At 26.0% G+C, this 15841-nt stretch carries 9 protein-coding genes and 3 pseudogenes; 9 read left to right on the forward strand and 3 right to left on the reverse strand.

What is annotated here, in order from left to right:
- Positions 1 to 753: 753 nt before the first annotated feature.
- Together H2277_RS07780 and H2277_RS07785 are read left to right on the forward strand one after the other, a co-directional pair.
- Complete coding sequence (locus H2277_RS07780; protein ID WP_337201768.1) at positions 754 to 1029, forward strand: YopX family protein; 276 nt, start codon at positions 754 to 756, stop codon at positions 1027 to 1029.
- A 736-nt stretch (positions 1030 to 1765) separates the two neighbouring features.
- Complete coding sequence (locus tag H2277_RS07785; RefSeq protein WP_337201770.1) at positions 1766 to 2077, forward strand: spore coat protein CotS; 312 nt, start codon at positions 1766 to 1768, stop codon at positions 2075 to 2077.
- 86 nt (positions 2078 to 2163) lie between these two features.
- On the opposite strand, the pseudogene H2277_RS07790 reads toward H2277_RS07785, so the two are convergent.
- Both H2277_RS07790 and H2277_RS07795 read right to left on the reverse strand, forming a co-directional pair.
- Positions 2164 to 2976: pseudogene (locus tag H2277_RS07790) on the reverse strand (Abi family protein).
- 353 nt (positions 2977 to 3329) lie between these two features.
- Positions 3330 to 3716, reverse strand: a complete 387-nt coding sequence (locus H2277_RS07795; RefSeq protein ID WP_337201771.1) for an HTH domain-containing protein — start codon at positions 3714 to 3716, stop codon at positions 3330 to 3332.
- A gap of 270 nt (positions 3717 to 3986) precedes the next feature.
- Here H2277_RS07795 and H2277_RS07800 point away from each other — a divergent pair, with 270 nt between their 5' ends.
- The 6 genes and pseudogenes from H2277_RS07800 to H2277_RS07825 all read left to right on the forward strand — a co-directional run bounded on the left by H2277_RS07800 (position 3987) and on the right by H2277_RS07825 (position 13825).
- Entirely contained in the window at positions 3987 to 4658 is a 672-nt protein-coding gene (locus H2277_RS07800) for an AAA family ATPase (RefSeq protein WP_337201772.1), read from the forward strand.
- Position 4659: 1 nt separating this feature from the next.
- Complete coding sequence (locus tag H2277_RS07805) at positions 4660 to 4887, forward strand: hypothetical protein (protein ID WP_038848134.1); 228 nt, start codon at positions 4660 to 4662, stop codon at positions 4885 to 4887.
- Positions 4888 to 4982: 95 nt separating this feature from the next.
- Positions 4983 to 5584, forward strand: a pseudogene (locus H2277_RS07810) (recombinase family protein).
- A 270-nt stretch (positions 5585 to 5854) separates the two neighbouring features.
- Positions 5855 to 11556, forward strand: a pseudogene (locus H2277_RS07815) (SNF2-related protein); the annotation flags it as partial.
- A gap of 165 nt (positions 11557 to 11721) precedes the next feature.
- A complete protein-coding gene (locus tag H2277_RS07820) occupies positions 11722 to 12402 on the forward strand; it encodes an NYN domain-containing protein (RefSeq protein WP_052801569.1) in 681 nt (226 codons plus the stop codon).
- Between the two features lie 184 nt (positions 12403 to 12586).
- Positions 12587 to 13825, forward strand: a complete 1239-nt coding sequence (locus H2277_RS07825; protein ID WP_052801570.1) for a hypothetical protein — start codon at positions 12587 to 12589, stop codon at positions 13823 to 13825.
- 117 nt (positions 13826 to 13942) lie between these two features.
- Here the strand turns inward: H2277_RS07825 and H2277_RS07830 are convergent, their stop codons facing one another.
- Entirely contained in the window at positions 13943 to 14887 is a 945-nt protein-coding gene (locus H2277_RS07830) for a helix-turn-helix transcriptional regulator (RefSeq protein WP_052801571.1), read from the reverse strand.
- A gap of 450 nt (positions 14888 to 15337) precedes the next feature.
- On the opposite strand from H2277_RS07830, the gene H2277_RS07835 reads away from it, so the two are divergent.
- On the forward strand, positions 15338 to 15739 hold the full coding sequence (locus H2277_RS07835) for a hypothetical protein (RefSeq protein WP_337201773.1): 402 nt from the start codon (positions 15338 to 15340) through the stop codon (positions 15737 to 15739).
- The last annotated feature ends 102 nt before the right edge of the window (positions 15740 to 15841 follow it).

Consider the following 15841-nt stretch of genomic DNA (forward strand, 5'->3'; position numbering starts at 1 on the left):
TTATGCAAAAAAAGCCATTGAACTTACCCTCTCAAATATAAAAGATCATGAACGATAAATTTAGTTTTTATGTTAAATATAAATGTATTATTTGATTTTTATTTTTTGTTAAAATTAAATATATAATAGACATTTTTTTGATTTTGGATAAAAAGGAGTAAATTTAGTAACCAAAAAATCAGATCTGTATATAAAAATGTTAAAAGCAAGAATAAATATTAAACCAAGATTAAAAAATAGATTAAGAGTGTATTTAAATTTAAAATCTGAAAAAGTTATAAAAATAAAAAATATGATTTTGCACGAGCAAGCAAACAAAGAAAAATACTATGAAAAATATAATGTCGGAATTAGGTTTTTGTTTGGGTGCGATATTTGTAATCAAAAAGATGAAATTGAAATGATAAGCCTTAGGGTTTTTTACCTAGAAAGTATTTTCAAGAATGCAAAAACATTAACATTCTTAAAGCGATGGACTTGTTTAAAGAAACACTATTGTTTAAAGAATTAACAGAACAAAGCATTAAGATTGATTTTGAAAAAAGACTTCATAATCCCTGATCTTTTTACTAAATATGACATAGAAATCATTCCTTATTTTACGCAAGGTGGCGAAAAAGAAGAAAAATTAAGCAAAGAGAATTTTTTGAACTTTTAAAACAAGATTAAAGAATTAAACTATTTATGCTTTTTATTTTTTGGCTCTTTTTGCGAAGAAGAGTACAAATATTTTTGCAAAACAAAGGGGTAAAAATGAAACTAAGTGATTTTGATTTTAGAATTTGGGACAAAGATGAAAAATGCTTTTTAGATCCTTACACAAAAAGCAGAGCAGTTATAAAAAATTTACCAAATGAAAAATTATTAAATTTGGATTTAGAATTATTTATAGGACTTTATGATAAAAATGGAAAAAAGATTTATGAAGACGATATATTATCATATAAAACACTAAAAGGCGAAACCATTTTTTATTTAGTGACTATGAATGAAAAAATAAATATTTTTCAGATATTTAGAAAAGTTTAAATTATGTAATGAAATAGAAATTGATAGATTCTTGTATTCTGATTTCTCAAAAATAGATGATATGAAGTATATCGAAGTTATAGGTAATATCCTTGAAAATGTGGAGTTGTTGAAAGATGAGGAGTTGCTAAAGTGAAAGATGAAATAATTAATATCATAAAAGAAGCTATGGGAGAAAACTATAAAAAGGCTTTATGGATATTTCAAGAACATATTAAAATTTAATTAATTGTTATCCCAGCAGTGAAAACGGACTTGTTTTTGAATATAAATCAAGAATATCTTCAAATGATGTTATATCGATAATAATGTTTGAAAAAATAGGGCAAAAAATTAATATAAGTTTATTTTTTGAAAATACAAGAAAAAAGAAAAAATTCTAGAATTAAATCCAAAAGAAAAAAAATCCAAAAGAGTTAATATTAAAAACTTTATTTATCAAAAATAAAAAAGTTTTATTGTCAGATTTATTTATCTTAGACAAAGTAAGTATGTATTATACCCGAAACAAAATGTTTAAAGATTTCAAAAACTGATGATAGATAATAAAGAAAAAGGAATAGTTTGAAAAATACTATGTATCCATATTTGCTCAATGATAAAATCAAAAATCATTCTATGATTTTATGCACAGAAATTGAGTGTAAAAAATGCGGAGAAAAGATTTATGTTGAGTTTCAGGCAAATGAAAAAAATGTCCTGAGATCGCTCGAGCAAAAAAATAGAAAGGTTTTTTATGCGTTCTAGCTTAGAAAAAGTGATAAAAAACTATAGTGAAAATTTTTCAAATAAAAGAGATAATGATTTTGCACAGGGTTTAATAAAGTATCTTTATGAAAATGCTATTATAGGAGAAAATGATAAAATTTTTTTAGAAAAAAATTTTCAATATATTAGGATAATCAATGAAAAAGAAAAAAGATTGATTAATGTGTATTTTTGTGAAAAACCAATAATTGATTTTTTTCAAAATGCAGAATATGAAAAAGAATTGCAATACTATGGAATAAATAAAAAAGATTTTATAAACCTAGAATTGCAAAATTAAAGGAGAATAAATAAAAGAACATTTCTCCAATAAAATATCAAAAATAATAGCATTACTCGTTTATATTCCGTACTACCTATAGCAAATCACTTCCAAATATTTAATTCTCGCCAATTTTGTGGTATACCCATAGCAGTTTTATCAATACTTGGATATTCATTTAATAAATTTACAAATTTTTCTTTAATATTATATTCCTTTAAGATTATAGTCAATACACTTACTGCGAAAAATATTTTATCACGATCTACATTTTCATCTAGAAAATTATAATTTTCACTATATTTAAATTTTTTAACAAATTGTCTATTCCAAAGTCTTGAGTGATGTGCGCATAAATTTCTAACATAAGATAAAGTTTCTATCCAGTTTTCAAAAACATCAATTTGTATATTTTCTAATTCAAAAAATTTCATAAGATCTAATTGTTCTGTTTTTTGCATAAGTTTTACAAATTTAGATAATGTTCTAAAGGATAAAATTTCAACTAGAGCCCACAATGGTAAATCATCTGTATTGTATTTTGTTTTTATATGTTTAATAAAATCCTCGCTAGCTCTTTCCTTCTCTTTATTTATTTGCATCATCAAATCATCAAAAAGAAAATGATTCTTAATTTTCATCTGTTTTTTTAAAGAATTTTCATCTTGTATATAACCAAAAGGTTTATATTTTTTAGAATGAATATGGGAAATTTACGCCCTTAAAATAATTTCTAGTTCAGATAGACAATTGAATACAAATTTTCTCAGATTTGTATCAAAATCGTATAGTAGAATTATATCTTCAAAAGTAGTTTCATTTTTAAATGTGTCTTTATTTTGTGAATTCTTTGGATATTGAAAAGGTATAAAATAAGAACTTAAACGATAATAATGATTTTTCTTTAAAAAATTTATAGCCTGTTCTTCATTTTTTACAAAAAGTTGTCTTTTTTTAAAATCTGAACAAGTTCAGAGTAATCTTTAAAATCTTTATAATTCATGAGAGCACCTTCCAGTCAGCATCATGAAAACGCTCGGAAGGTATGTTAACGAAATGATAAAATATTTTAGTTTTATTTTTGCTTAAATGAAACTGCACTTTGTAGCCTTTTAATCTAACATAAGTATTAATTACTTTGTTTCTTATTATTTTTTTTATTATATTAAATACTAACACGACATGCTTCTTAGCTCTTTTCAACTTGAAATATATAAGAAAATAAATCATTCTATTTTTTAAAAATATCACATTTGGTCCTTTGTTAAAGTTAGCTTTTCTTATTCTTTTTTATCTTTTTAATATCGTTTGATATAGTTTTTTGACTTACCATAAGATAGCTAGCTATTTCTGCTTGTGTTTTTTTTCCCATTAATTGTTCTACCTGTTGCAATCTTTCATCTGGAGTTGTTTTAATATACTGAACATTTTCTTGTCTTTGAAAATTTCCATTTTCCTCATATGTTACAACAGCTCCTTTAACCCCATCATTTATTTTTATAACAGTTTTATTATTGCTCATATTAATACTACAATTTACATTTTCAGAAAAATTGTTTTTTATACTATTTATAACATTTTCAACAACATTTATAACTTGGATTATATTGTTTTGAACTAATTTCTTTTGATTGGTATTTTCTTTAAGTTTATTCATATTTGTTCTCCTTATTTCTAGTAATATTATTATACTTAGTAAGTATAATCGAAATTATAAGTAAAGTAAAATAAATTAAATAAAACTTAATTATTAATTATAAAAATTTACTTTATGAAAGAAAAAATAAGAATAAATTTTTTATTATCATTAGATAATAGAACATATTAAATAAATATTTTTTACATTTTTTATATATATTTTTATACTATATATTTAATATTTTTATGATATAATTATGATATATAATAAATATTATAAGGATAAATTATGATTATATCCATTTGCAATGAAAAAGGCGGAAGTGGCAAAAGTACACTAGCTGTAAATTTAGCAATTAAAGCAGCAGCTGAGAATAAAAAAGTTTTATTATGTGATAGCGATCCACAAAAATCCGTTATGACTTTTGCAAATATTAGATTAGGAGAAGGTATTGATAGAACATTTTCCATTGTGTCTAAAGTTGGTGAATCTTTAAAAGAGTTTATACAAAAAGAAAAGAAGAATAATGAATATGATTTGATTATTATTGATACTGGTGGCAGAGATTCAAAAGAAATGAGAATTGCACTAGGCTTTTCAGATGTTGTGATTATTCCTACAATTCCAAGTCAATTTGATGTTAGTGTTTTAGATAAAATGTTTACAATTATTAAAATGGCAAAAGAGCTAAATAAAGAGCTACAAACATTTGTCTTAATTAACAAAAGTTCCCCGAATCCTTTCTTAAATAAAAAAATTGAAGATTTAAGAAACTATATCAAAGAGCAAGAAAATGAAGATATTAAACTTTTAGATAATATTATCTGTGAAAGAGAAAAATACAAAACTTGTATTCAAATGGGCCTAGGTATTAGTGAAACAGAAACTAACTCCAATAAAGCTCTAGAAGAATTTAACACTTTTTACAACGAGTTAGAAAATAAAATTAAAGGATTATAAAATGTCATTTAAAAAAAATGCAAATGCAGATTTAAATAGTTTTATCGATGGTGCTACTGGAGAAACCTCAAAGCAAAGAGTATCTACACAATCTGGTAGAACTAAAAGAGATAAAAAACTACTCGTTGGTTTTACTAACGAAGAATATGAAAGATTATCATCTATGGCAGAACAAATGGGCATGGATAAAGGTGCTTTTATAAGATTTAAAATTTTCAATAACTATTAATTAAATATTATAAAAATATGTTTTAGATATGTATATAATATATAAAATATTATAATTAAAACAGCACTTCAAGTAATTTTAGATATAATTATACAATGGTAATAGCATATATAAGAATTAGCACAGCAAAACAAGATTCAGAAGTTCAAAAACTCCAAATATACGAATATTGTATTAAAAATAAAATCAATATTGATGAAGTTATGGAAGTCGAAATAAGTTCAAGAAAAAGTCTAGAAAAAAGACGCATGAATGAATTAAAAGATAAACTTAACGAGGGTGATTTATTAATTTGCACAGAACTTTCAAGACTTGGAAGAAGTATGCTAGAAGTTGCTACACTAATACTAGAACTTTCTGAAAAGGTATTCAATTTGTTTTTTAAGGCAACCTGAGTTAAGCTCATTTAACAATCCTTCTCAAAAACTACTTCTTTCCTTATTATGCCTATGTTTCAGAAACAGAAAGAGATTTTATTTCTCAAAGAACAAAAGCGGGACTTGCTAACGCTAGAAAAAATGGAAAAAATATAGGACGCCCTGTAAATAGTTTTAATAGCATGTATGATAAAGATACAGATTTAATAAAAGAACTTATATCTAAAAAAATAACTTTGCACAATATCTGGAAATTTTTAGGAGAAAAAGGAACTTATAACAATTTCCATTATTTTTGCAAAAGTAGAAAATTAGCATAATATATTATACTAATTTACAAATAATATTATTTACATATTTAAATAATATATATAATATATGTATAGAATATATATATTATATATATTTAATATTTATTTTATTAAATAATGCTATACTTTTAAAATTCAATTTTTAATTTTCTTTGTATAAAATGTTATTTCCAAAAAACAAAATATTTTCTCAAAAAAGGATATTCTTGCATGGCAAAGAAAAAAAATTGAACGACGATCAACCTAGCCTATTTTATAGAAGAGAAATTAATTATTACAAGCGAAAGGAATGGGAATGAGCAACAAAACAGAGAATTATCCGAATATGGAAATATTACAAAAGAGTTTAAATGAACTAGCATTTCATCAAATACACCAAGCATGGATAGACAAGAAAATTCCACAATACAGTTTGATAATACTAGAGAGATGGGCAGAGTTTTATCCGAACACAATCAAGAATCTAGGAATGTCAGATCTAGTGACACTAACACTACCACAAGCTCAAATGGAATTAGCAATTTTGGAGAGCAAAGAAGCGAACAAGAAGAGAGATCAGGGGCTAACAGATATGGAGATATTAGCAGAAGAACAGATAAATCTCAATCAGTACATAGCGATAGAACCCCAAATTTATTCTCCTCTATTTCAGGAAATGATGATGAAAGACAAGAAACAGATTCAAGAAGAAACAATCAACAATCAGTATTGGAAACTGCAACAAGAAATGATGGATATGAAAGAAGAAGCCTCAAATCTAGACAAAAATTAGATTTTGTAAGCAATGATGAAATCTATCTTGGCTCTTTAAAAGATAGATTTCAAAAAAACCTTCAAGCCATTAAACTTTCAAAAACTATTGAACAAGAAAATCGCTACGCTACCAAACAAGAACAAGAAATTCTAAATAAATTTTCAGGATGGGGCGGTATTCCTCAAGCTTTTGATCATCAGAATAAAGAATGGGAAAAAGAATTTAAAGAACTTATTAGCACACTTGATTATGCAGAATATGAAAAGGCAAAAACTTCAACTTTAGATGCTTTTTACACTCCAAAAATTGTTATCGATACAATTTATCAAGGGCTTAATCAGTTAGGATTTAATAATGATGATCACACCAAAGAAATATTTGAGCCAAGTGCAGGTATAGGCTCTTTTTTGTCTTATGTAAAAAATTATAGCGATAAATATCATTTTACTTACGTAGAGCTTGATACTATATATTAAAGCATTTACACCCAAATCAAATAATTTATAATAAAGCATTTCAGCACCATTTATTTGATAAGCCATACGATGCTTTTATAGGTAATCCACCTTTTGGTCAAAAAAAGATTTTAGATTTAAATGATCCGACACTTAATAAAACGAGTGTGCATAATTATTTTATTGGCAATGCAATTAAAAATTTAAAAGAAGATGAAATTGCAGCATTTGTGGTATCAAGTTATTTTTTAGATTCTAAAAATAGCACAATAAGAAATTATATAGCCGAACAAGCAACATTTTTAGGTGCTGTAAGATTGCCAAATAATGCTTTTAAAAAACGAGCTAATACAGAAGTTACTACCGATATTATCTTTTTTAAAAAAGGTAAAGATTTAAATATAGATAAATCTTGGATGGAAAGCGTAGAATACTATGACGATCATTTTGATGAAGCTGAAAAAAGAGGTATGCACCCTGATGTTTTTAATGACTTTAGAATAAATGAGTATTTTAAAAATAATCCACAAAATATCTTAGGAAAAATGAATATTAAAAGCTCTCAATATGGTTATAGTTTAGAATGCTTAGATGATGGAAGAGATTTAAAAATCGCTTTAGAAAATTTTACAAAAACCTTACCTAAAAACATTTATAAATATCAAGAAACAAAAATCAAGCTATCTTATTACAGGATTGATAGAGAATCGCCTGAATACGAAAAATATAGCAAAACTCTAAGTAAGTTAAAAGATGGAAATTATTTTGAATACAATAATGAAATCTACATGAAAATCGGAAGCGATGATGAGTTAGTCTTTTCAAAACCTGTTTTAAATGAACACGATACAAGAAGAATTAAAAAACTCATTGCTCTTAGAGATCAATTTAACACTCTTATTGAATATGAAAAAAATGAATCTAGCGATCTTTTAGTAGAAAATCAAAGAAAATATCTAAACAAGCTTTATGATGAATTTGTAGCCAAAGAAGGATATTTAAATAGAGATGCAAATAAAAAAGCCTTTAGAGAAGATGTGGAAGCAAACAAAATTTTGGCACTAGAAAAAAATTATAGCAGTGGTATTTCAAAAAGTGTAGCTTTAAAAGAAGGTATAGATCCTATTGCACCAAGTGCAACAAAAGCAGATATTTTTTTCAAAAGAACTATAAATGCACAAAAAGAAATTAAAATCTCGACTCCAAAAGAAGCATTAATTGCTAGTATCAATGAATATGGGAGAATTGATTTAAAATTTTTAGAAACGAATTTAAATCAGCCTTTAGAAGAAACCCTTAAATCTTTAGAGCAAGATAAATTAATCTTTAAAGATCACAAAAATCCTGCAAATTATGTTTTGGCTGAAAAATATCTTTCTGGCAATGTTAAAGCAAAGCATAAAGAAGTAAAAAAATTAGTAGAAGATGGCTTTAATGAATTTGTTAATAATTTAGAAAGCTTAGAACAAGTCTTGCCTAAAGATTTAAAAGCGGTTGATATTTCAATAAGCTTAGGGACAACATGGATACCTATAAAATATTACAAACAATTTATAGAAGAAACCTTACAAATTACTCCTAAAGATTATGATTTATTTTTAATGGAAAAAACAGGCGAATGGAGTCTTAAAGGTTTTGGCTATTCTTTAAGTTCTTATATTCGTTCAGAATATGCCACAGAAAGAATAGGTTGCTTTGATTTGTTGGAGCATGGATTATTAAGAAAGCCTATTCGCATTTATGATAAAAAACTAGATCCATCAGGAAAAGAAATCAGAGAATTAAATCCTAAAGAAACTGCAATCGCTAATTCTAAATTAGAAAATTTAAAAAATGAATTTATAGAATGGATTTATAAAGACTATGATAGACGCACAGATTTGGAAAATATCTATAATGAAAGGTTTAATACAAATATAGAACCACAATACAATGGAGAGCATTTAGAACTTCCAAATTTCAATGCCAATATCAAACTCAAAAAACACCAAAAAAATGCTATATATAGGGCTATTCAAGAAAATAGTATTATTTTTGATCATCAAGTAGGTGCTGGAAAAACTTTAGTGGCAATTTGTTCTGTGATGGAGCAAAAAAGAATGGGGCTTTTAAATAAACCCTTGATTGTAGTCCCTAATCATTTAGCAAGACAATGGAATGATGAGTTTTATCACGCCTATACAAATGCAAACATTTTAGTTGCTACAAATGATGATTTAAAAAAAGATAATAGAGAAAAGTTTTTTTCCAAAATTGCAACAAATAATTTTGATTCCATCATTATGACACACTCGCAATTTAAATTAATCCCCGCACCTTATGAAGTTATCAAAAAACAATATGAAGAAGATATTAATATCTTAGAACAAACATTAGAAAAAAAACGAAACGATGATAATGTTATGCGATATTCTGTAAAAGACTTAGAAAAACGCATTGAAAATTTTAAGGTGAAATTGAGTGATTTGCAAACTACACATAAAAAATCTAAAGCGATAGATTTTTCAGAATTAGGAATTGATGCATTAATTATTGATGAAGCACATGAGTTTAAAAATTTACTCATTACAACTTCAATGGGTGATATAAGTGGTCTTGGCAATTTAAAAGGCTCACAAAAAGCCTATGATCTTTATTCTAAAACACAATATATTCACGAGCAAAATAAAAAACTCTATTTTTTAACAGGAACGCCTATAAGCAATTCAATTACAGAGCTTTATACTTTGCAAAGATACATACAACCAAATATCTTAAAAGAAAAAGGGATACAAGCTTTTGATTCTTGGGCTTCTACTTTTGGAGAAGTTACAAACGCTTGGGAGCTTGATAGTTCTGGAATAAATTATAAAATCGTTGCAAGATTTAACAAATTCAAAAATGTTCCTGAACTTTCTACCATGTATAAAAGTGTGGCTGATATTGTAACAAATAATGATATTATGAAATATCAAAAAGATTTCGTGCCAAAGCTTTACAATGACAAACCTATTAATATCGTTGCTCCTAGAAGTAAAGAAATAGCAGAATTTATAGGCATTCAAGATGAAAATGGAAGATGGAATGAAGGCTCTATTGTGTGGAGAATGGAGCATCAACAAGATGATATTACTAGAAATAACTTACTTGCTTGTACCACAGATGCTAGAAAAGCTGGACTTGATTTTAGACTTATTAATCCACATTGTGATGATTATGCAAATTCTAAAATTAATAAGCTTATTGAAAATGTTTTTAATGAGTATAATGCTTGGAATGATGATAAAGGCACACAATTAATATTTTGTGATTTATCCACTCCAAAACAACACTCACAAAAAGTTGCTCTAAATGGCAATATTGCTACACCAAATTTAAATAAAGAAGAATTTGTCAATATTAATGAAACAATAGAACAAACAGAAGAAGAGAATAGCAAAAGCCTTGATGAACTCTTAGCAGAACAAGCAAAATTTGATGTATATACTGATATCTTAAAAAAACTTGTTGCAAAAGGTATTCCACAAAATGAAATTCGTTTCATTCACGATGCAAAAACAGACTTACAAAAAGGACAGCTTTTTGCAGATATGAACTCAGGAAAGGCTAGAATTTTAATTGGATCAACGCAAAAAATGGGTGCTGGAACAAATGTGCAAAAAAGAATTGTAGCCTTACACCATTTAGATTGCCCTTGGCGTCCGAGCGATTTAGAACAAAGAAGCGGTAGAGTTATAAGACAAGGCAATGAACTCTTTATGAGAGATCCACAAAACTTTAGAGTAAAAGAGTTTAGATATGCAACTGAAAGAACCTATGATGCTAGAATGTGGCAAGTCATTGAAAGCAAAGCAAGATCTATAGAGCAATTTAGAAAAGCTGGTGCTGATGTAAGAACCTTAGAAGATGTTACAAGTGGTGCAGCTGATGCTGCAGAAATGAAAGCAGAAGCAACAGGCAATCCACTCATTTTACTACAGGTGCAATTAAATAGTGATCTAAGACAAGAAGAAATGCTTTATAGTGGCTATAAAAGACAAATACACAATAATGAAGAAAGTCTTATAACTAATCTTTCAAAGATTGAACTACTAAAAAAAGATATAGCTAAAATGGAAATTTTAAATTCAATCATCAAAGAAAACAATAGCGAGCATTTTCAAGGAAAGTATTACATTAATGATGATGAAAAAGATTTCATTGTCTTTAAAAATGATACGAGTGATCTAAACAAAAGCAGACAAGCAGAACTTGAAAGAAATTTTGAAAAGATTGTCAAAACAATAGCTGATGATTATCAAAAAGAATATAAGGTTTTGGAGTTTAAAGGACTGCTTATAAGCGGAGAAAGAACAGATTTAAACACTCTTAATTTTTATGTGAGTACTACTGATGGTAAAACAATAATTGAGCCTGAAAATTTGATTTATAAAAGAGATGAAAAAACTTTTTTTAAATTGGAAAGTTATGTAAATTTTGGTGGTTTTGTAAAGAGATTAAACAATTTTTATAATGACTTAGAAAAATTTGCTCAACTCAATAAAAATAAGATAGAAAATCTTGAAAAAGAAATTGTGGAGCTAAAAAGCATTACAGGAGATAACACTCCAAAATACAAAAGAAAGGATTATTTAGAGGCATTAAGAGAAGACAATCGCATTATCATGGATGAAATAGAAAAAATGAGTAAGCAAAAAAACTACAAAAGTGATTTTGTGCCAAAATCTGCAAATATTTTAGAAGATTTAAATAAACAAAGCAAAACCATAAAAGAAAATGAAATTGACTATTAGTAATTACTTAAAGTTTTTATTAATATTTTTATATTATAATTTTTCTATAAAAGTTTTGGCAGTAACCTTAAATATACTTGATAGCATTTATGGCAAACCCTTAACTATGATGAACCGCATGATATAAAAATATCTAAGCGGTTCAATTCTTCTTAAAGTTTTAAAATGTTAAAAAAAGTAGCAATATTAGTAGATGGTGATTTTTTTATAAGACGCCATAAATCTTATTTTAAAAAATTTAGAAAATCTAATCACTATAAGCCTTCTCCCGAAGAATTAGCAAAAGCTTTGCACAATCATTGTTTAAAACATATCGATAAAAATAAAGAAGAGTTATACCGCATTTTCTTTTATGATTGCAAACCTTTGAATAATAAAGCTCATAATCCAAAATCTAATGAATGCATAGATTTTGCTACAACTGAAATTTATAAAGAAAGAATAGAATTGCATAAATGTTTAATCTCTAAACCTTGTCTCGCATTAAGATTAGGTTATCTTGATGAAAAAAGTGCTACTTGGGTTATTAAAAATAAGAAAAAACACAAGAAATTATTGAGTGGAAAAATAACAATAGAAGATCTTAGCGATAATGATTATATGTATTATGCAAAACAAAAAGGTGTTGATATGAAGATAGGTATTGACATAGCTACTCTAGCTTTAAAAAAACTAGTCCAAAAAATAGTCTTAATTTCTGGTGATAGCGATTTTGTTCCTGCTTCAAAATTAGCAAGAACAGAAGGTATCATTTTTACTCTCGATCCAATGGGCAATCCTATTAAAGAAAATTTAGAAGAACATATTGATTATTTAAAAACAACTCTACCTTGTTTTAAAAAATAAAAAATTTATTTTTTTACTTTTCACAATTTACTCATCTCATACAATCTTAATTGTTCCTAATGTCTATCAAAGTTATATTCAAATCTAAAATTTCAGAAAAAATCTATAAGTAAAATGTAATAGAACATAAAAATACATTAAAATATGTTAAAATATGCAAAGATAAACTATACTGAGGAATATTATGAATGAAGTAGATGTTCTAAAAAGTATCGCTGAGCAATTAACGGAACGGAAAAATGCAGCAGCTTTAAACAATTACGAAGTACTTTGTAATAATATTAAATATGTAAATAATATTTTTAATAATGGAATAAATCTTTTAACATCTTTACAGAAAAGATTAGATGAAATATACAAGAATGATGAGTTTATATCTGATGAATTTAAAAATAACTCAAGTAAATATTGTTATTTTAAAATGATTATTCCTCGTATTTTACTTAATAATATTAATATAATTCAAAAATTTGAATATTATACCAAACCAGATGATAGAACCAATATAACAATAAAAACAGTAGGGAAATTAAAAAAAGATTTTTTTGATTATAACAATCTAGTAACTTCAGCGCGTCAATTTATCGACAGCTTGATAGTTGATGCTTATCAATTTACATTGTTAGACCCTAAAGAAATAAATTTCCAAGTTTTAACATCATTGGATAGTTTTAGTAAGTATGCAACAAGATCCATCTTAGAAAGTCTTTTTGACTCTAATATTAGAACATATTTGGAAGAATTTAGAAAACTCAATCATAAAAAACGTAAAGGAGAGGTATCGCCGTTCACAAAGTGCAATAAAAAAACTTTTGGAGAAAAAGTGGATTATTTATTTAATTGTTTAAACCTAACAAATGATAATAATCTCAAAGAAGAAATTAAAAAATTATTTAGCTTTTCTTCAGAATTTACACACATAGGATACATATCAACTTTTTTTACAAGCTCTAATGCATTAGATGTAGTTTTTGGAGATGATTTTGGTCCATATCTTTTAAGTACAGAGAATTTTAATGAACTAAAATATGAAATATTAGTAACAACAATAAAATTATTTGCAAAGATCTATTTACCTTCCATAAAAAATATGCTGGAAAAATCATTGGAACAAAATATTTTTAAAGAATATCAGGAATTAATTGACACCATTATCTTAGATATTACAAATAAATTAAACACAAGAAACAATGAGTATTATTTTCCCATAATTAAAGGACTTATTGGCTCAAATGAAACAATTAATCTAACTTGCAAATGTAATAATGTTACTCATTGGTCTCCTCCTCATGAACTAAGAAATGCTTATTGTAAAAAGTGTGGTAGTCGATTTGGTTTTCTTGAATTTCAAGATAATGTAGAATGTATTCTAACAAGCGAAGGTCCAGTTAAAGTCATAGGTTCAAAAACTCAAAATATATAAATATTGTAAAAATAAAAAGTTAATGCTGATGAAATTACATAAGTTAAATTCTCAAAACAAAAGATCATCAAAAAGATACTCTAAGACCAATTTAATTGGTCTTAGAGTATTATAAAATTATTTAATACCATTTCTTTCTATTCTTCTATTTTCTCTATCTTTTAAAGTAGATTTAATAATATTTATACATTTTTCAAAAAATTCACCATATCTTTCTTTATCATCTTCTCTCAAATCAAACAAATCAAAAAGCATGTAAGATGTTTGTCCTCGATCTAAAATATTTTTTGGATAATACTTTAAAGATAAAAGTTTTCTGTAATCATCTTCATTAAATTCTAAGCAAGAAATTTTATACTTGAATTTTTGATAAAATTCATATAAATCACAAAGATCGCTACATTCTCTAGCTTCCATTATAAAATTACTTCCTATACAAAAATAAGTTTGATATAAACCAAATTCATTATTTCGATTTATTACAATTATTCTAGTATGATCAAGATTATTTTTAGAAGTGACAATATAAATTCTATCAAATTCTTCAGCCTCTTTTATAAATTGGGAGTTAAAATTTGATTTAATAAAATCACTTGCAAATGGAGAGCCTTCCCCTGTCAATAGCCAATTATGATTGATTTTAAATCTTAATGCAAATTTTTCTAAAAAATCAAAATCTGGATACATTTTAAAATTTAAAATTTGATTGATTTTTGCATAATTACTTTCACCCATTGCTCTTGAACAAGTTATTTCACTTAATTTTAACTCATTAAAGATATGATTAATCCTATTAATTAAATCATTATGATCTTTCGAAAAAACATTATTCATCATGTTTTCTCCTAAATTATATGAGTTTAGTGAAGCAAATCCATCCTGAAAATTCTTAATCGTACTTCTAAGTTTATAATTTTCAAGCATTAATTCTAAGGCTACTTTAGCTGTTTTGGATATTCTCGAACTATCACTCCAAGAATCTATTGTGGTTTTTGATAATCCTAATTTTTCAGCCAATTCTGTCCTACTCATCCCCAAAGTGTTACAAACTTCTTTGAACATAAAAAAACTCCTTTTGGAAAATAATTTTTGAAATTAAAGCATAATAAAATAAAAAAGTCAAGTATATACATATTACATAATATTTTATATTTTTTATGTAATATAATCTAATATTAATTCTCTTATAAATTATCCATCTCTTTTAATCTCATTATTCCTAACACTTGTCCATCGCAAGATTAATTGAGTTAAATTGTAATACAATATAAAAAATTATTTGTTTATATTTTAGATTAGCTTTATTACAATTTTATACATTTTTTTAAAAAATAAAAAACTTTCACAAATACCATAAAATCATTATATATATTTTTTAAATATCTATAACATAATACTTTGATTAAATTTGATTTAGGACATTTATTATGATAAAATGAATTATATTACATTTTAAAACAAAGGAGCTAAAATGTTAAAAAATTACTAAGTGTTGCAGCTTTAGGTGCTTTATTGTCAAGTTCTGCTTTTGCAGAGGATATTCTTGCTAAAGTCAGTAATGGAGCAATTAGTGATAATAGTGCAGGTGTTAAAGTTCTTAGCCTTGATGAGATGAAAGAGGTTAAGGGTGGGTATCGGTTTCAAAGAGATAGTGCTTTTGATTATTATGCAGGTTCTCTAACTTCTTATGGATATGTTGTTTTGAATGATAACAGTAATGATCATAGAGAAGTAAGCAAGCAACTTGGTTATTCAAGTAATGGATATATCGTAGCCAAATACCGCTATGTAAATAATCAAAAAGATTATTATTTGCAATACTTTTCAAGCAAATACGGTTCGGGCACAAATATTTGGGCTTATGCAAATAGTCCAGCTTATGAGATTTTAAGACAATTTAAAAATAGATACTAATCACTCTCCCTGTTCCATTTTATTCCAAAGTGGAACAGATCTTGCTTATATTATTTTAATATATTTAGGTTGAAGGCAGAAAAATCTAAATTAAGGAATTAA

The sequence above is a fragment of the Campylobacter sp. W0014 genome (genome assembly GCF_020135975.1).
In the GTDB taxonomy this organism is placed as follows: Bacteria; Campylobacterota; Campylobacteria; order Campylobacterales; family Campylobacteraceae; genus Campylobacter_D.